The 16,850-nt window shown below is 39.9% G+C and carries 21 protein-coding genes; 20 read left to right on the top strand and 1 reads right to left on the bottom strand.

The features are described from left to right. Positions 1-2 precede the first annotated feature (2 nt). The 20 genes from grpE (at position 3) to Hs30E_RS01230 (ending at position 16,547) form a co-directional block, all read left to right on the top strand. Complete coding sequence (grpE, locus tag Hs30E_RS01140; RefSeq protein WP_172207358.1) at positions 3-539, top strand: nucleotide exchange factor GrpE; 537 nt, start codon at positions 3-5, stop codon at positions 537-539. After that, positions 539-904, top strand: coding sequence for a YccF domain-containing protein (locus Hs30E_RS01145; RefSeq protein WP_172207359.1), 366 nt, complete (start codon positions 539-541; stop codon positions 902-904). The genes grpE and Hs30E_RS01145 overlap by 1 nt, the downstream gene beginning before the upstream one ends. Before the next feature lie 83 nt (positions 905-987). After that, complete coding sequence (gene dnaK, locus Hs30E_RS01150; RefSeq protein WP_172207360.1) at positions 988-2,811, top strand: molecular chaperone DnaK; 1,824 nt, start codon at positions 988-990, stop codon at positions 2,809-2,811. A 120-nt stretch (positions 2,812-2,931) separates the two neighbouring features. Next, positions 2,932-3,147 carry a helix-turn-helix transcriptional regulator gene (locus tag Hs30E_RS01155; RefSeq protein ID WP_172207361.1) on the top strand — a complete coding sequence of 72 codons (216 nt, stop codon included), beginning with the start codon at positions 2,932-2,934 and terminating at the stop codon, positions 3,145-3,147. Between the two features lie 4 nt (positions 3,148-3,151). Beyond that, a complete protein-coding gene (locus tag Hs30E_RS11365) occupies positions 3,152-3,286 on the top strand; it encodes a hypothetical protein (RefSeq protein WP_267130223.1) in 135 nt (44 codons plus the stop codon). Positions 3,287-3,293: 7 nt separating this feature from the next. After that, positions 3,294-3,620 (top strand): hypothetical protein, encoded by a 327-nt coding sequence (locus tag Hs30E_RS01160; RefSeq protein WP_172207362.1) that lies wholly within the window; start codon positions 3,294-3,296, stop codon positions 3,618-3,620. Positions 3,621-3,642: 22 nt separating this feature from the next. Continuing rightward, positions 3,643-4,080: a hypothetical protein gene (locus Hs30E_RS01165; RefSeq protein ID WP_172207363.1), complete on the top strand. Its 438-nt coding sequence runs from the start codon at positions 3,643-3,645 to the stop codon at positions 4,078-4,080. Between the two features lie 109 nt (positions 4,081-4,189). Beyond that, positions 4,190-5,083 carry an ABC transporter ATP-binding protein gene (locus Hs30E_RS01170; protein ID WP_172207364.1) on the top strand — a complete coding sequence of 298 codons (894 nt, stop codon included), beginning with the start codon at positions 4,190-4,192 and terminating at the stop codon, positions 5,081-5,083. Further along, positions 5,076-6,299, top strand: coding sequence for an ABC transporter permease (locus tag Hs30E_RS01175; RefSeq protein ID WP_172207365.1), 1,224 nt, complete (start codon positions 5,076-5,078; stop codon positions 6,297-6,299). Before Hs30E_RS01170 ends, Hs30E_RS01175 begins: the two co-directional genes overlap by 8 nt. A 57-nt stretch (positions 6,300-6,356) precedes the next feature. After that, a complete protein-coding gene (locus Hs30E_RS01180) occupies positions 6,357-6,986 on the top strand; it encodes a helix-hairpin-helix domain-containing protein (RefSeq protein WP_172207366.1) in 630 nt (209 codons plus the stop codon). Positions 6,987-7,056: 70 nt separating this feature from the next. Next, positions 7,057-9,204 carry a DNA internalization-related competence protein ComEC/Rec2 gene (locus Hs30E_RS01185; RefSeq protein WP_228461960.1) on the top strand — a complete coding sequence of 716 codons (2,148 nt, stop codon included), beginning with the start codon at positions 7,057-7,059 and terminating at the stop codon, positions 9,202-9,204. Positions 9,205-9,245: 41 nt separating this feature from the next. Further along, positions 9,246-10,040, top strand: a complete 795-nt coding sequence (locus Hs30E_RS01190) for an alpha/beta hydrolase (RefSeq protein ID WP_172207367.1) — start codon at positions 9,246-9,248, stop codon at positions 10,038-10,040. 160 nt (positions 10,041-10,200) lie between these two features. After that, entirely contained in the window at positions 10,201-10,398 is a 198-nt protein-coding gene (locus Hs30E_RS01195; protein ID WP_172207369.1) for an ATP synthase subunit c family protein, read from the top strand. A gap of 83 nt (positions 10,399-10,481) precedes the next feature. Further along, the gene (gene atpB, locus Hs30E_RS01200; protein WP_172207370.1) at positions 10,482-11,198 is read left to right on the top strand and encodes a F0F1 ATP synthase subunit A; all 717 of its coding nucleotides are present in this window, start codon (positions 10,482-10,484) and stop codon (positions 11,196-11,198) included. A gap of 13 nt (positions 11,199-11,211) precedes the next feature. Further along, on the top strand, positions 11,212-11,721 hold the full coding sequence (atpF, locus tag Hs30E_RS01205) for a F0F1 ATP synthase subunit B (RefSeq protein ID WP_172207371.1): 510 nt from the start codon (positions 11,212-11,214) through the stop codon (positions 11,719-11,721). Between the two features lie 3 nt (positions 11,722-11,724). Then, entirely contained in the window at positions 11,725-12,252 is a 528-nt protein-coding gene (locus Hs30E_RS01210) for a F0F1 ATP synthase subunit delta (protein WP_172207372.1), read from the top strand. Positions 12,253-12,267: 15 nt separating this feature from the next. Further along, positions 12,268-13,773 carry a F0F1 ATP synthase subunit alpha gene (atpA, locus tag Hs30E_RS01215; RefSeq protein ID WP_172207373.1) on the top strand — a complete coding sequence of 502 codons (1,506 nt, stop codon included), beginning with the start codon at positions 12,268-12,270 and terminating at the stop codon, positions 13,771-13,773. 11 nt (positions 13,774-13,784) lie between these two features. Further along, positions 13,785-14,666 carry a F0F1 ATP synthase subunit gamma gene (locus tag Hs30E_RS01220; protein ID WP_172207374.1) on the top strand — a complete coding sequence of 294 codons (882 nt, stop codon included), beginning with the start codon at positions 13,785-13,787 and terminating at the stop codon, positions 14,664-14,666. Positions 14,667-14,705: 39 nt separating this feature from the next. Continuing rightward, on the top strand, positions 14,706-16,115 hold the full coding sequence (gene atpD, locus Hs30E_RS01225) for a F0F1 ATP synthase subunit beta (protein WP_172207375.1): 1,410 nt from the start codon (positions 14,706-14,708) through the stop codon (positions 16,113-16,115). Between the two features lie 12 nt (positions 16,116-16,127). Next, on the top strand, positions 16,128-16,547 hold the full coding sequence (locus tag Hs30E_RS01230) for a F0F1 ATP synthase subunit epsilon (RefSeq protein ID WP_172207376.1): 420 nt from the start codon (positions 16,128-16,130) through the stop codon (positions 16,545-16,547). Positions 16,548-16,715: 168 nt separating this feature from the next. On the opposite strand, the gene Hs30E_RS01235 is transcribed toward Hs30E_RS01230, so the two are convergent. Continuing rightward, the coding region (locus Hs30E_RS01235; RefSeq protein ID WP_172207377.1) for a transposase at positions 16,716-16,850 on the bottom strand (135 nt) is incomplete at its 5' end.

A 16,850-nucleotide genomic window follows, 5' to 3' on the forward strand; every position in this document is an offset into this window, starting at 1 on the left:
AAATGTCTAAGAAAAAGAAAAAACAAGACATCGAAAAAGAATTAAACGAAGAACTTGAAAATGAAACGGTTCTTGAGGCAATTGTAGACGAAGAAATCGACGAAGTAGCGGAATTACAAGCCAAGTTAGATGAGATGGAAAATAAATATCTCAAAGCGCATGCTGAAATGCAAAATATTCAGCGCCGTGCCAATGAGGAACGTCAAACTTTGCAAAAATATCGCTCGCAAGATTTGGCGAAAAAAATCTTGCCAAGTTTGGATAATCTGGAACGTGCACTTGCAGTTGACGGTTTGACAGATGATGTGAAAAAAGGTCTTGAGATGACGCAAGAAAGTTTGCTCAATGCGCTTAAAGAAGAAGGCGTGACCGAAATTGAGATCATTGAAAACGAAACGAAAATGGATCACAATTTTCATATGGCGATTCAAACTGTTGAAAGTGATGCGGAGACGGATACGATTACACAAGTTTTCCAAAAAGGCTATGTTCTCCATGATCGTATTCTACGCCCAGCCATGGTTGTTGTAGCGCAGTAATGAGGTTGATTGGTAATCTAATCTGGCTTATCTTTGGTGGTCTTAGTTCGTGGCTAAGTTGGACAATTGCAGGGCTACTTTGGTGTCTGACAATTGTCGGGATTCCCATTGGTATGCAATGTTTCAAAATCGCAAGTTTTGGCTTTGCACCATTTGGCAAACATCTTGAAAATCAAGGTGGTAGCGTGAGTTTCCTTGTCAACGTCATCTGGTTCGTCCTATTTGGTTGGGAATTGGCAATAACACATCTTGTCAGCGCTTTTTGCCTAGCAATTACGATTGTCGGGATTCCCTTTGCTGTGCAACAGTTGAAAATGGTGGGCATTTGTCTAGCACCATTTGGCAAAATTGTTGTGAGAGATTAACGAAATAAACTATTTTGTCCGAAATGACGTTAAACTATATAGAAATTCAAACTAAAAAATTTAAAAATAAAGAGGTAGAAAAAATGTCTAAAATTATCGGTATTGACTTAGGTACAACAAACTCAGCAGTCGCAGTGCTTGAAGGTGGCGAAGCTAAAATTATTGCCAATCCAGAAGGTAACCGCACAACACCATCAGTTGTATCATTTAAAAATGGTGAAATCATCGTTGGTGAGGCGGCAAAACGCCAAGCGGTAACCAATCCTGAGACAATCATCTCAATCAAATCTAAAATGGGAACTGCTGAAAAAGTGGCGGCAAATGGTAAAGAATATACACCGCAAGAAATCTCAGCTATGATTCTCCAATATCTCAAAGGTTTTGCTGAAGATTATCTTGGTGAAAAAGTTGAAAAAGCGGTCATTACTGTGCCAGCTTACTTCAACGATGCCCAACGTCAAGCGACAAAAGATGCAGGTAAAATTGCTGGTCTTGAAGTTGAACGTATCGTCAATGAACCAACAGCAGCGGCGCTTGCTTATGGCCTTGACAAGACTGATAAAGATGAGAAAATCCTTGTTTTTGACCTTGGCGGTGGAACGTTTGACGTATCAATTCTTGAACTCGGCGATGGTGTCTTTGATGTTCTTGCAACTGCGGGAGATAACAAGCTCGGTGGCGATGACTTTGACCAAAAAATCATTGATTACTTGGTGGCTGAGTTTAAGAAAGACAATGGTATTGACCTTGCCAATGATAAAATGGCTTTGCAACGTTTGAAAGATGCGGCTGAAAAAGCGAAGAAAGACTTGTCTGGTGTGACATCTACACAAATCAGCTTGCCGTTTATTACTGCGGGCGATGCGGGTCCTCTCCATTTGGAAGTGACTTTAACGCGTGCGAAATTTGATGAAATTACACATGATTTGGTTGAGCGTACAAAAGGACCAGTTCGTCAGGCGCTTTCTGATGCGGGACTTTCTGCGTCTGAAATTGATGAGGTCATTCTTGTTGGTGGTTCAACGCGTATTCCAGCGGTTGTTGAGGCTGTTAAAAAAGAAACGTCTAAAGAACCTAACAAATCAGTCAACCCTGATGAAGTTGTTGCCATGGGTGCGGCGATTCAAGGTGGTGTGATTACTGGTGATGTCAAAGATGTTGTTTTGCTTGACGTGACACCATTGTCGCTTGGTATTGAAACAATGGGTGGTGTTTTCACAAAACTCATTGACCGTAATACGACGATTCCGACTTCTAAATCGCAAGTTTTCTCAACTGCGGCTGATAATCAACCAGCGGTAGATATTCATGTTCTTCAAGGAGAACGTCCAATGGCTGCGGATAATAAAACGCTTGGTCGTTTCCAACTTTCTGACATTCCAGCTGCACCGCGTGGTGTGCCACAAATCGAGGTAACATTTGACATTGACAAAAATGGTATCGTGTCTGTTAAGGCGAAAGATATGGGCACGCAAAAAGAGCAAACGATTGTGATTCAATCAAACTCTGGTCTGTCTGATGAAGAAATTGATAAAATGATGAAAGATGCTGAGGCAAATGCTGAGGCGGATGCTAAGCGTAAGGAAGAAGTTGACCTTAAAAATGAGGTTGATGCCACGATTTTTGGGACTGAAAAGACAATCAAGGAAACTGAAGGCAAAGGCTTTGATGCTGAGCGTGATGCGGCACAAGTTGCGCTTGATGAGTTGAAAGCGGCACAAGAATCTGATAATCTTGACGATATGAAAGCAAAACTTGAGGCTTTGAACGAAAAAGCACAAGCGCTAGCTGTTAAACTTTACGAACAAGCTGCTGCTGAGCAACAAGCCGCTGCGGGTGCTGAAACTGCTGGTGATGCGCCTAAGGATGATAATGTTGTTGATGGGGATTTTGAAGAAGTTAAATAAGTTTTGATTGAGAACGGACTTGAAAAAGTTCGTTTTTTTTGCAAAAAATTGTTGACAAGGTTGAAAATGTATAGTAAACTATACGTATAGTTTATTTTACGTAAAGCTAACTGTACAAAAATGAGGAGGTGTCCCATTAATAAAATCAAGGAATACCGTAAGCAATATGGTGTGTCGCAAGAGACTTTGGCTGAGGAAATGGAAGTGACCAGACAGACAATCATTTCCTTAGAGAAAGAAAAATATACTGCCTCGTTGAATCTAGCCTATAAATTGGCGCAGTATTTTCAGACAACGATTGAGGATATTTTCTTTAGTGATGAGGAAGGAGGATAAGAAAATGACACTTAAAATTGGTAAAAAGAAAAGTGATTTATCAAAAGATGAAGTGACTGAAATAACCACTATTTTTGCTTTGGGACTGGTTTTTGTAGCATCAAATTTTCTGATATGGCATGGAATAATTGAATGGTGAGAAATTAATGTTTAAATATTTAGTCTTAAAAAATGTCAAAACGGATAGTGACTTCAAAACCTATCAACTCTTTTGGTTAGCAATTACATTTCTAAGGCTTAGTGGGCTGTTGCTAGTTGTCTTTTATTCTGGTAAGGACAGTGGTTTTGTGTATACTGCAATCGTCATGCTAATTGTAAACAGTATCGATGTTATCTTGCTCATCTCAAATCCCAAACCTCTTCATCAGCAACGAGTGGCGCTGACAGATGAGCGGCTACATGCTGAACGACTTAAAATGGCGGAAAGCCAGTTAGTGAAAGAAAATCTGTTATTAGTATCTGCTTATTTATAGAGTTTAGGAGAATAGGAAATCAATGTTAAAGTATTTATTTAAGAAAAATATAAAAACGGATAGTGACTATAAGAAGAATCTTTTACTGACTTGTCTGAACGTGGTAATGCTTGAGATGATGTTTGTTATCTTTGCTATTATGTCAACAGGAGAAAGGCAAAGAGGTGTATGGGGTGGTGTAGTTGGTAGTGGCAGTTTTTTGATTGGTTATGTGATTTGGATAATCAGACTTTTATTGTCGCCTAAACGTTTGCGTGCTGCCAGACTTAGATGCACAGATGAGCGACGAAAGTTGTTGGAGCAAAAAGTTTATACGCATATTGGTATTTTCATGATGAGTTTGTTAATCATTTTATCACTTGTTTCATTGCTCTGGCAGCCTGTGGTGCTTGAACCGGTACCAATGATAGTTTTACTTTATCTAATCCTTGGTTATCGGATTATTCGTCTTAGAAAATAAGAAAAAAAATATAGTCAATTCAAGCAATATCTTTTATTTTTTGATATAACAGTACTTGGGGTATTTCTAAAAATTCAGATTTGCACATTTTAAAAAAAGGAGCGACAATTTGTTAGAATTAAAAAATATTACCAAGCAATTTGGTGATAAGACCGCTGTTAATCATCTCAATATGACCGTTAAATCGGGTGAAATTATGGGCTTGATTGGGCAAAATGGTGCGGGAAAAACGACGACTTTTCGGATGATTTTGGATTTTATCAAGGCTGACCAAGGTCAGATTACTTGGAATGGTGCGCCGATTACTCAAGAAATTAAGCAAAGAATTGGTTTTTTGCCAGAAGAACGGGGACTTTATCAGAAATTATCTGTTGAAGAACAGATTTTGTATTTTGCTGAATTGCATGGTATGAAACGTGCTGAGGCGAAGTCGGAACTGGCGAAATGGATGGAACGTCTTGAAGTTGTTGGTAAAGTAACGGATAAGGTGCAAGCCTTGTCTAAAGGGAATGCGCAGAAAGTTCAATTTATCGCGACTTTGATGCACCGACCTGATTTTCTGATTCTTGACGAACCCTTTACTGGTCTCGATCCAGTGAATACAAGCCTATTGATGTCTGAAATCAAAACACTCAAAGAAAATGGTGCTGCGATTATTTTTTCAAGTCATAATATGAGTGGGGTTGAGTTGCTTAGTGATAATCTGACCATGCTGAAAGCTGGCGAAACTGTGCTGCAAGGCGATGTTTATGGTATTCGAGATAGTTTTGGGCGCACGCAAGTTTATGTCGAAAGTGATGTCTCAGATAGCGAGCTGTCGGCGATTGTCGGCGTTGAGTCGATTGAAAAACAAGGGATGGGGCGCATGATTCATATCGCTGATGAAAGTGTCGGTCGTGATATTTTCACAAAAGTTACTGAAAATGGTTACGTTCAGGCTTTTGTGCAATCACCGCCAACGCTTGATGAAATTTTCCGTAAGGAGGTCGCTGAAAATGTTTAAACAACTCAAATTAGTCGCGGGACAAGTTTACCGCTCGAAAATCAAAACACCGAGTTTTTGGGTAACGGTTTTAAGTCCTTTGCTTTTTCCAGTCGTTATTTTGATTCTTAGTTTTATTATCGGAAAAACAACGAGTGATTCACCTGCGAACCTTGCGATTGTTGATAATCCAGTGCTTGTGCAAACACTCAAATCTGGAAAATTGTTAGATGCGAAACTCTCAGAAGTTGCTGATGTCGAGACGGCAAAGAAAAAAATAATTGATGGGAAAATTGACGGTTATCTGGTCAAATCAGATGATAAATATACCTTGGTAACGTCAACTGATGGAACGACAAAATTTAATGAAACGACTGTCAAAACCGTTCTATCACAGATTGATTTGGCAGAAAAAGCAGCTCAGCTGAATCTGAGTGCTGAAGATTTAGTCATTTTACAAACACCAGCTGATTTGACTATGAAAACTTTGAGTGCCAAAGGTGAATCTAGTGGTGGCGATAGTAAAAATTGGGCGAATTATATGATTTCTGTTATCGTTTCGGTTTTCATCTTCATATTACTTATGGCGTATACGCAAATGGTTGCACAAGAAATCTCTAATGAAAAGTCAAGTCGGATTATGGAGACTTTACTTGCTGCGACAAGTGCTAAAGTGCAGTATTATGGAAAAATCTTGGGTGTTACCTTGCTTGTTTTAACACATATCTTATTTTATATTGTTTTAGGTCTTGTGGCTAGCCTTGTTTTGAAAGGAAATGAGACAGTTAAATCCGTTCTAAAAATGGTAAATGGCGTTGACCTTAATTTCCTAGTGTTTGCTATCCTCATGATTTTGGTTTCTATCCCAGCTTATCTCTTTTTGACGGCGATTATTGCTAGTCTTGTTAATGATCAAAGTCAAGTTCAGCAAGCGGTTTCACCGATTGTGTATCTGTCAATGATTGGCTATATGAGTAGTGTCATCACGTCAAGCATTCCTAACAATATCATTGCGAGAGTTTTGAGTTATCTGCCCTTTATCTCATCAACGTTTATGCCGAGTCGTTTGGCAACGGAAGTCTCTTCATATAGTGATGCCTATATTGCCCTTGCTTTGCAAGCGGTCGCCCTTGTTTTAGTGGCAAAATTTGGCGAAAATATTTATGCGAAAAATGTCTTAAGCTATTCTGATGAGAAAATATTTAAACAATTTATCCGTAATTTGCGAAATAAATAAACAATATCGCGAGCAAAACCCCCTATTTTTACGTATAGGTAAGTAGGAGGTTTTTTTATGCTCGAAAAAATGAAAGAAAATGTCAAGATGATTGGCGTTGGTCTTGCGATTTTACTGATTGCGGCTATTTTTGTTGTGAAAACACTTGCCAGTCATTCTGATGATAATGCCATTGATGCGCAAAGTTTAATGGTTGCAAGCACCTCGCAATCGTCAGAAGAAAAGTCTGAAAAAGCAAGCACTTCAGAGCGCTTAATCATTGATGTCAAAGGCGCTGTTAATAAGCCGAGTATTTATGAAGTGGCAAAAAATGCACGCGTCAACGATGTGATTGAGCTTGCAGGAGGGCTGACAGCAGACGCGGATGTCAAATCAATCAATCTAGCACAGAAATTGACGGATGAAATGGTTGTTTATGTTGCAACCGTTGGCGAAGAGGTGAGTGCAGTAGCAACAACGGCGACTGATACGAGAACAGCGACAACAAATACGACCAAAGTCAATCTCAATACAGCTGACCTAGCACAGTTGCAAACATTGAGCGGTGTTGGTGCGAAAAAAGCGCAAGATATTATTGACTATCGCGAGCAAAATGGCAACTTTAAAACGGTTGCTGACCTTGGTAATGTCTCGGGTTTTGGGGAGAAAACGATTGAAAAACTTAAAGAAAGTATCACAGTGGATTAGCCTACCATCGATATTTATCGCTTATTTTACAGTGATTTTATATTTTTTAGTCTTACGTTTTTCGTGGTTAATGGTCATTTATTTTCTGTTGTCGATGTTAGTTTTCATCTGGCAAAATGGTCTGAACTCTTTTGCTAAATTATCGGTTATTTTAGTCATTTTTGCTAGTCTTTTTGCGGGTGTTAGTTACCAAGAAAAGCAAGCAGTCACACATGAAATAGCCGTACCGAAAATAAGACCAATTTTAGACACGGTACAGGTCAATGGTGATTCGCTTTCTCTTAGAGGTCAGTTTGGCGGTCGTACTTACCAAGTCTACTATACCTTACAAACACAAGAAGAACAGCAGTATTTTAAAACTTTAGATAAAAATGTGACTTTGTACATCTCAGCAAGCCAAGAAATAGCAGTTGGACAACGCAATTTTAACGGTTTTGACTATCAAACTTATCTCAAAACACAAGATATTTATCGCGTTTTGACGATTGATAGTCTTGATAAAATAACAGAAAATAAGTTTTTTGATTTACATTTGTTAAGACGACAAGCGATTTTATTTTGTGAACAGAAATTTCCAAAGCCGATGTCGGCTTATATGACCGGTTTGCTTTTTGGGTATTTAGGCAAAGATTTTGATGAAATGGGTGATATTTACACAAGTTTAGGTATTATGCACTTATTTGCGCTTTCGGGCATGCAAGTGTCATTTTTTGTTGATTTTTTGCGTAAAATGTTATTAAAAATTGGTGTGAGACGTGATAATGTTGACTGGTTACAGATTCCTTTTTCTGTTATTTATGCGGGTGTGACTGGCTTTTCAGTTTCTGTTATTCGGGCGCTGATTCAGAAGATTTTAGCAAATTTCGGTGTGAAAAATCTTGATAATTTTAGTCTAACTTTGCTTATTTTATTTCTCTTTATGCCTAAATTTTTGCTGACAACTGGTGGCAGTTTGTCAATTTTATTTGCCTTTGTTATCAGCATGTTTGGCGATAAATTTGAAAGTTTATCGAAAATGAAACGGATTTTCGCCGAAAGTTTGGTGCTGTCTTTTTCTGTATTACCTTTGTTGATGTTATATTTTCATAGTTTTCAACCCCTTTCAATTCTGTTTACATTTGTTTTCAGCTTTCTCTTTGATGTCTTATTTTTGCCGAGTTTATCGGTGCTTTTCCTTTTGGCAATGGTTACTGGTATTAAAATCACATCAATCAATTTTATTTTTAACTGGCTTGAAAGCCTTATCAAATTAACAGACCGCTGGTTTCATTATCCTTTTATTTTTGGAAAACCTCAAGCGCTTGTTTTTTTGCTCATGTTGCTTTTGATTGGATTTTTGATTGATTACTGGTCACGTAAAAAGTTTAGGTATATCTTTCTTACCAGTCTTGCTGTTTTATTTTTCATCACAAAACATCCGCCTTCTCAAACCATTACCATTGTTGATATTGGGCAAGGCGATAGCATTTTTTTGCAAGATCGTTTTAACAAGAGAAATATACTCATTGACACAGGCGGGCGCGTGAGTTTTGGCGAAAGCGAGGGGTGGAAAAAGCGTTCGACAACGCCAAATGCGGAAAATACGCTGATTCCTTATCTCAAAAGTCAAGGTGTCGGTGAGATTGATACACTTGTTATCACGCATACAGATGAAGATCATATGGGGGATTTGCTTGCGGTAATGAATCAGATTAAGGTTAAGAAAATTCTGACCAGTGAGGGCAGTCTGACGAATCCGACTTTTGTTGCCACTTTGAAACAGATACGCGCAAAGATTCAAGTGGCAAAGGTTGGTCAGCAGTTGCCGATTTTTGATAGTCATCTGGCAGTTTTATATCCGTTTTCGCAAGGCGATGGGAAAAATAACGATTCGATTGTCCTTTATGGGAAGTTGAATCATACCAACTTTCTCTTTACTGGCGATTTGGAAAGTGATGGGGAGGCTAGTTTACTGGCACAATATCCGTCGCTTGACGTTGATATTCTCAAAGCAGGTCATCACGGGTCGAAAACATCATCATCTGAACCGTTTGTCAAGGCGATTTCCCCCGCAATTGCCTTGATTTCTTGTGGCTTGGATAATCGTTATCATCATCCCAATGCTGAAACGCTTGCGACATTTAACAAATACGGTGTGAAAACACTGAGGACAGACGAGCTGGGGGCGATAAAATTCACGAAAAATGGTAAATCTTGGCAAATATCGACTGTAAAATGATAAAATAGAGGGAAGTTGAAAACGAAAGGTGAACTGAACTCATGGCAATTTTACAAATCGAATACTACTCAGAAATTCTCGGCATGGTGCGCAACGTCAATGTTATTTATCCAGAAACCGTCAAAAATCCAGATGAAAATGTTCCAACAACTGATATACCTGTGCTGTATCTGCTACATGGTATGTCGGGCAATCAAGATACGTGGCTCAATCGCTCGGGCATTGACCGCTTGGTTAGAAATACCAATCTAGCGGTGGTTATGCCGTCAACTGACTTGGCGTGGTATACCAATACGACTTACGGTGCGCGCTATTTTGATGCGATTGCGAGCGAATTGCCGAAAGTTTTACAAAATTTCTTGCCCAATTTATCAAGCAAACGTGAGAAAAATTTTATTGCGGGCTTGTCTATGGGTGGTTACGGGGCTTTTAAATTAGCACTTGCAACCAATCAATTTTCATACGCAGCAAGTTTGTCGGGTGCCATTTCATTTAAGCATTTGGCGGCGACAGATTTGGGGGACGAGGCGTACTGGCAAGGCATTTTTGGCGATTTAGGAAAATTTGACGAATCAGACAATTCTGTCCAAAAACTCGCCGCCGATTTCACGGAAAAATTTGGTACTGACAAACCAAAACTTTACGCATGGTGTGGCTATCAAGATTTTTTGTATGAAGCTAATCATTTTGCGGTCAAAGATTTACAAGATAAAGGCTTTGACATCAGTTATGATACCTCAGATGGTAAGCATGAATGGTATTATTGGACTAAAATGCTTGACCGTGTGCTTGACTTTTTACCTATCAAATATAATCAAGAAGAACGACTTTCATAGATTTTCAAGTCATTTTCAAATTTTTTTCAAAAAATCGGTCTAAGGGCTGATTTTTTGTTTGACAAATTGCCAAAATAGGTCTAAAATGCTAATGGTAAGTAAATCGAACGTAAGAAATTTTTGCGTCAACATTTTCTCAAATTTTAAGGAGGACATTTTCATGTCAACAATTTTCGCACTAGCATTTTTGGGTATCGCTACGGTTATTTCTGATGCCATTATCCTCAGTAACGTTTTGAAATCTCTTGCTCGTCAACCAGAACTTGACAGTAAATTGCGTTCAATCATGTTCATCGGTATCGCTTTTGTCGAAGGAACTTTCTTCATCGTTCTTGCAATGTGTTTCATACTTAAATAAGGCATTTGGCTTTGGGAGGCCTATCTCTAAAACGGAAAAAGTCGTTTTAGAGATAGCCCAAATTAGAAAGGAAGTGAGTATTCGTGGAAAAATCTTGGTCTTTTCACATCGGACCGATTTATTTTGATGGCACTGTCCTTGTCATGACTGTTCTGAGTTGTGCGATTATCTTTGCCTTTGTCTACTGGGCAAGTCGCAAGATGACTTTACGTCCGACAGGTAAGCAGAATGCTTTGGAATGGGTAATTGATTTTGTCAATGGTGTGACCAAAAGCAATATGGGCGCGAGCGATTCGCGTCGTTACTCACTCTTTTTCTTCGTTCTTTTCATGTTCATCTTTGTCGCTAATAACATTGGTTTGATGAGTAAGATAGAAGGTAGCAACGAGCTATCTTATTGGAAATCGCCAACAGCGGATATTGCTGTGACTTTGACTTTATCATTGATTGTAGCGCTTGTTGCTAATTTATCTGGTGTCAAACGTTTTGGTTTCAAAGGCTATCTCAAGCATGCTTTTTTGAAGCCAATGCCTGCCATGTTGCCGATGAATATCATTGATCAATTTGTCAATTTTATGAGTTTGGCTTTACGACTTTATGGTAATATTTTTGCTGGTGAGGTCATGATTGGCTTGATTTGTCAGCTTGGCAATGTCAAGCCTGTGCTTCTGCCGATAGCTATTATTGTTGAAATGGCTTGGACAGCGTTTTCTCTTTTTATTGGGTCATTGCAGGCCTATGTTTTTGTCTTACTGTCAAGCATGTATATCAATGAGAAAATTGAAATAGAAGAAGATTAGAAAGGAGTAGTATATGAGACAAGTTATTTTATTAGAATCTGCTCCGAGTTCAACCTTGGGCAATATTATTGTTGTCAGTGGTGCCTTCTTGATTTTGCTGATTTTGGTCAAAAAATTTGCTTGGGGCATGATTACCAATATCCTAGATGAGCGTGCCAATAAAATCAATACTGATATTGACAATGCTGAATTAGCACGCAAAAAAGCTGAAGAATTAGCAGAAAAACGTGAAACAGAACTTGCTGGTTCACGTGCTGAGGCAACTAAAATCATCACGACAGCCACTGAGACGGCTGAGACGACCAAAGCCAAAATTGCAGCTGAGGCGACTGAAGAGGCTGTGCGAACCAAAGAACGCGCTAAAGCTGAAATTGAACAATCAAAAAAAGAGGCGATTGCGGGTATTAAAAGTGATGTTGCTGATATTTCAGTCAAAATTGCTGAGAAATTAATTGGTCGAAGTTTGGATGCGACAGCGCAATCTGACTTGATTGATAGCTATTTGGAAAAGTTGGGGGAGTAAAAAATGTCTCTCATCATTGCTCAAAAATATAGTAAGGCTTTGCTTGAAGTTGCGGAGAGTCAAAAACAGCTGGCGCCAATTTTGGTAGAAGTTGCTGTATTTGAAAAAGTATTTCAAACGACTGATTTAGCTAGTTTTCTAGCGGATGTTGCTTACAATGATGACAAGAAAATTCAGGTCATCAGGTCTTTGCAAGGGATGTCATCAGACCTTTTCAATCATTTTTTAGAGACGATTATCAAAAATAAGCGTGTGGTGCTCTTGCCAATGATTATGAAGGAAATTCGCAATCAAGCGGATCAGATTTTTAAAATTTCAACTGTAACGGTAACGAGTGTCGTTGCTTTATCAAATGAACAACTCAGTAAACTTGAAATAAAGCTCAAAGCGAAATTTGGCTTAAAAGATGTCAAAATAACAAATTATATTGATGAAACAATTCTCGGTGGCTTGATTATCAAGGCACGTGGTAAAATCATTGATACAAGTTTAAAAACGCAATTAGATATAATTGCGAAATCTATTATCTAAGGAGGCGACAGGAATTTGGCTTTTAACGCTAATGAAATCAGTTCGCTGATTAAACAACAAATTGAAAATTTCACACCTGATTTTTCGGTCGCTGAAACAGGTGTCATAACTTACGTTGGTGACGGTATTGCACGTGCCCATGGTCTTGAAAATGCGATGAGTGGCGAGTTGCTCGAGTTTTCAAACGGTGTTTTTGGTATGGCGCAAAATTTGGAATCAACAGATGTGGGCATTATTGTTCTCGGAGATTTTGGCGATATTCGTGAAGGCGACACGGTTAAACGAACTGGGAAAATCATGGAAGTGCCAGTTGGTGATGAGCTTATTGGTCGTGTTGTCAATCCGCTCGGGATTCCAGTTGACGGCTTGGGTGACATCAATACTGGTAAAACACGTCCAGTTGAGGCGGCAGCACCTGGGGTTATGCAACGTAAAAGTGTTTCTGAACCCTTGCAAACAGGTCTTAAAGCGATTGATGCGCTTGTGCCAATCGGTCGTGGTCAGCGTGAGCTGATTATCGGTGATCGTCAAACAGGGAAAACAACCGTTGCGATTGATACTATTTTGAACCAAAAGGGGCAAGATATGATTTGTATCTATGTGGCGATTGGTCAGAAAGAATCAACGGTTCGCACGCAAGTTGAAACGCTTCGCAAATATGGTGCGCTTGATTATACGATTGTTGTGACGGCATCTGCCTCTCAACCGTCGCCATTACTTTATATCGCACCTTACGCTGGTGCTGCTATGGGTGAAGAGTTTATGTATAACGGTAAGCATGTTTTGGTCGTGTATGATGACCTCTCTAAGCAAGCCGTTGCCTATCGTGAACTCTCGCTCTTGCTCCGCCGTCCGCCAGGTCGTGAGGCTTATCCAGGCGATGTTTTCTATCTCCATTCACGTCTTTTGGAGCGTGCCGCTAAGCTTTCTGATGAATTGGGTGGTGGCTCTATGACTGCGTTGCCATTTATCGAAACGCAAGCAGGGGACATCTCTGCTTATATTGCAACGAATGTTATTTCTATCACAGATGGGCAAATTTTCCTTGAAAATGACCTCTTTTATTCAGGCATTCGGCCAGCCATTGATGCGGGTTCTTCCGTCTCTCGTGTGGGCGGTAGTGCGCAGATTAAAGCCATGAAAAAAGTTGCGGGGACCCTCCGTCTTGACTTGGCATCTTTCCGTGAATTAGAGGCCTTTACACAATTTGGTTCAGATTTGGATGCCGCAACGCAAGCTAAATTGAATCGTGGTCGCAGAACCGTGGAAGTTTTGAAACAACCCCTTCATGCGCCACTTGCGGTTGAATATCAAGTCTTGATTCTCTACGCTTTGACACACGGTTTCCTTGATACTGTGCCAGTTGATGATATTTTGAGCTTTGAGTCGCAGTTATTCGATTTCTTTGATGCGAACTATAAAGCGTTGTTAGATGTTATTGTCGCAACAAAAGATTTGCCTGAAACAGACAAACTCGATGCGGCAATTCAAAATTTCAAAGCCACAACATCGTTTAAATAAGGGGGTTTGGGATGCCAGCTTCACTTAATGAAATTAAAAGTAAAATTGCCTCAACGAAGAAAACAAGTCAGATTACTGGTGCTATGCAAATGGTTTCGGCGGCAAAATTGACAAAATCAGAAATCGCTGCGAAAAATTTCCAAATTTATGCCCAAAAAGTTCGCGCAATCGCAACCGATTTGGTGGCAGTCGAATTAGCAGAAGGTTCGGAAAATCCTTTGTTGGTCAAACGCCCTGTCAAAAAGACTGGCTATATTGTTATTACATCTGATAAAGGCTTAGTTGGTGGCTATAATTCAACGATTTTAAAAACTGTTATGCAGATGTTGCAAGAAGATCATGAGAGTTCACAAGATTATGTTGTCATGGCGCTTGGTGGTATGGGGGCTGATTTCTTTAAGGCGCGCGGTATAAACGTGTCTTACGAATTGCGTGGTTTGTCCGACCAGCCGACTTTTGATGAAGTGCGGGCAATTGTCAATAAAGCTGTGACGCTCTATCAAAATGAAATTTTCGATGAGCTTTATGTGTGTTATAATCATCATGTCAATTCTTTGACGAGCAGTGTTCGGATTGAGAAAATGTTGCCGATTTCTGATTTGGAGGAAACGTCGGAACATACGAGTATTTATCAACAAGAGTTTGAAATGGAGCCTAGTCGTAAAGAAATTTTGGCACAGATTTTGCCACAATTTGCTGAAAGTACAATTTATGGTTCGATTATTGATGCTAAAACGGCAGAACATGCTGCGGGTATGACTGCTATGCAAGCTGCAACTGACAACGCTAAAAACGTTATCAATGATTTAACAATTCAATTTAACCGCGCACGCCAAGCGGCAATCACACAGGAAATTACGGAGATTGTTGCAGGTGCTTCTGCGCTTGATTAAATTATCTTGTTTATAAATTAAAATAAATCAGGAGAAATTATGAGTTCTGGTAAAATTTCTCAGGTAATCGGTCCAGTTGTTGACGTTGAGTTTGCAACAGGAGACGTTCTTCCTGAGATTAACAATGCGCTTGTTGTTTATAAAAATAACGGCGAAACAAAACAAAGAATTGTGCTAGAAGTAGCGCTTGAGCTTGGTGACGGTATTGTCCGTACAATTGCTATGGAGTCAACGGATGGTTTGACACGTGGACTTGAAGTTCTTGATACAGGCAAGGCGATTTCGGTACCAGTTGGTAAAGAAACGCTTGGTCGTGTTTTCAATGTGCTTGGTGATACGATTGACCTTGAACCAAAATTTAGTGATGATGCCGAGCGTCGACCGATTCATCAAAAAGCACCAACTTTTGATGAATTGTCAACATCTAACGAAATTCTTGAAACAGGTATTAAAGTAATTGATTTACTTGCGCCTTATCTCAAAGGTGGTAAAGTTGGGCTTTTTGGTGGTGCTGGTGTTGGTAAAACGGTGCTGATTCAAGAGTTGATTCACAACATTGCCCAAGAACATGGTGGTATTTCAGTCTTTACAGGTGTTGGCGAGCGGACACGTGAGGGAAATGACCTTTACGAGGAAATGAAAGAATCTGGTGTTATTGAAAAGACTGCCATGGTTTTTGGTCAGATGAATGAGCCGCCTGGTGCGCGGATGCGTGTGGCGCTTGCTGGTTTGACGATTGCAGAATATTTCCGTGATGTTGAGGGGCAAGATGTGCTACTTTTTATTGACAATATTTTCCGTTTCACACAAGCAGGTTCTGAGGTTTCGGCCTTGCTTGGTCGGATGCCGTCTGCCGTTGGGTATCAGCCAACATTGGCAACTGAAATGGGACAATTGCAAGAGCGCATCACGTCAACGAAAAAAGGGTCAGTTACGTCTATCCAAGCGATTTATGTGCCTGCCGATGACTATACTGACCCCGCACCCGCGACAGCCTTTGCCCATTTGGATTCAACGACTAACTTGGAGCGTAAACTCACGCAACAAGGGATTTATCCAGCCGTTGATCCGCTCGCCTCTAGTTCGCGTGCTTTGACACCAGAGATTGTTGGCGAGGAGCATTATGCGGTGGCAACTGAGGTGCAACGTGTCTTGCAACGTTATCGTGAATTGCAAGATATTATTGCGATTCTTGGGATGGACGAGTTGTCTGATGAGGAGAAAACGTTGGTTGGGCGCGCGCGTCGGATTCAGTTTTTCTTGTCGCAAAACTTTAACGTGGCGGAGCAATTTACAGGGCAACCGGGTTCATATGTGCCAGCTAAGGACACTGTTCGTGGCTTTAAGGACATTTTGGCAGGGAAATATGATGCACTTCCTGAAGATGCTTTCCGTGCGGTTGGTCCGATTGAAGATGTGATTGAAAAAGCTAAAAAAATGGGATATTAAGGAGGACTTGATATGACCCAAATGACTGTCCAAGTTATCACACCTAGTGGCATTTGTTACAATCATCATGCGGCCTTTGTACTCCTGAACACGGTCAATGGCGACCTCGGTATTTTGCCTAGACATATTGCCGTTATTGCCACGCTCAATATTGAAGAACTTAAAGTTCGACGGGTTGATGATGAAAATCACGTGGATTGGATTGCGGTAAATGGTGGGATTGCTGAAGTCAAGGATAATCTGATTACGATTGTGACTGACTCAGCTGAGCGTGCGCGTGATATTGATGTTTCACGCGCTGAACGTGCCAAAATGCGTGCTGAGCAACGACTTAAAGAGGCGAAAGCACAAAAAGATATTGATACTGTTAAACGTGCTGAGATTGCCCTACATAAGGCGCTCAATCGTTTAAATGTGTCTGGTCATAGATAAGATTTATCGCAAAATGGAACTGCCCTGCATAATTTGATTCGTAAAAAAATTATTATATCAACAAAAATCTCGTCAGAATTTGAAATGACGAGATTTTTGGCTCTTTGTCAAATCGTGTGGGAAACTCCTTTCCCCTATAAAGCAAGTAACTGATTAGTTGCTTGTTTTTTAATTTGTTAAGGTTTTATTCATGAGTAGGATCCGTTTCTTAAAGTTTTTAAACCTTCTAAATCCATAAGCCACACGTTTAATCTCCTTGATTTTATTATTCATCCCCTCCAAACAGCCGTTTGAATAGTTTAA

The sequence above is a fragment of the Pseudolactococcus hodotermopsidis genome (assembly GCF_011170085.1).
Lineage (GTDB): Bacteria > Bacillota > Bacilli > Lactobacillales > Streptococcaceae > Pseudolactococcus > Pseudolactococcus hodotermopsidis.

Excerpts from the sequence above, each read along its gene's own strand:
- Hs30E_RS01160 (WP_172207362.1), top strand. The coding sequence starts at position 3,294 with ATGTTTAAATATTTAGTCTTAAAAAATGTCAAAACGGATAGTGACTTC.
- atpF (WP_172207371.1), top strand. The coding sequence starts at position 11,212 with ATGAGACAAGTTATTTTATTAGAATCTGCTCCGAGTTCAACCTTGGGC.
- Hs30E_RS01230 (WP_172207376.1), top strand. The coding sequence starts at position 16,128 with ATGACCCAAATGACTGTCCAAGTTATCACACCTAGTGGCATTTGTTAC.
- Hs30E_RS11365 (WP_267130223.1), top strand. The coding sequence starts at position 3,152 with ATGACACTTAAAATTGGTAAAAAGAAAAGTGATTTATCAAAAGATGAA.
- Hs30E_RS01145 (WP_172207359.1), top strand. The coding sequence starts at position 539 with ATGAGGTTGATTGGTAATCTAATCTGGCTTATCTTTGGTGGTCTTAGT.
- Hs30E_RS01155 (WP_172207361.1), top strand. The coding sequence starts at position 2,932 with ATGAGGAGGTGTCCCATTAATAAAATCAAGGAATACCGTAAGCAATAT.
- Hs30E_RS01185 (WP_228461960.1), top strand. The coding sequence starts at position 7,057 with ATGGTCATTTATTTTCTGTTGTCGATGTTAGTTTTCATCTGGCAAAAT.
- Hs30E_RS01210 (WP_172207372.1), top strand. The coding sequence starts at position 11,725 with ATGTCTCTCATCATTGCTCAAAAATATAGTAAGGCTTTGCTTGAAGTT.
- atpD (WP_172207375.1), top strand. The coding sequence starts at position 14,706 with ATGAGTTCTGGTAAAATTTCTCAGGTAATCGGTCCAGTTGTTGACGTT.
- Hs30E_RS01190 (WP_172207367.1), top strand. The coding sequence starts at position 9,246 with ATGGCAATTTTACAAATCGAATACTACTCAGAAATTCTCGGCATGGTG.
- Hs30E_RS01165 (WP_172207363.1), top strand. The coding sequence starts at position 3,643 with ATGTTAAAGTATTTATTTAAGAAAAATATAAAAACGGATAGTGACTAT.
- dnaK (WP_172207360.1), top strand. The coding sequence starts at position 988 with ATGTCTAAAATTATCGGTATTGACTTAGGTACAACAAACTCAGCAGTC.
- grpE (WP_172207358.1), top strand. The coding sequence starts at position 3 with ATGTCTAAGAAAAAGAAAAAACAAGACATCGAAAAAGAATTAAACGAA.
- Hs30E_RS01180 (WP_172207366.1), top strand. The coding sequence starts at position 6,357 with ATGCTCGAAAAAATGAAAGAAAATGTCAAGATGATTGGCGTTGGTCTT.
- Hs30E_RS01195 (WP_172207369.1), top strand. The coding sequence starts at position 10,201 with ATGTCAACAATTTTCGCACTAGCATTTTTGGGTATCGCTACGGTTATT.
- Hs30E_RS01220 (WP_172207374.1), top strand. The coding sequence starts at position 13,785 with ATGCCAGCTTCACTTAATGAAATTAAAAGTAAAATTGCCTCAACGAAG.
- Hs30E_RS01175 (WP_172207365.1), top strand. The coding sequence starts at position 5,076 with ATGTTTAAACAACTCAAATTAGTCGCGGGACAAGTTTACCGCTCGAAA.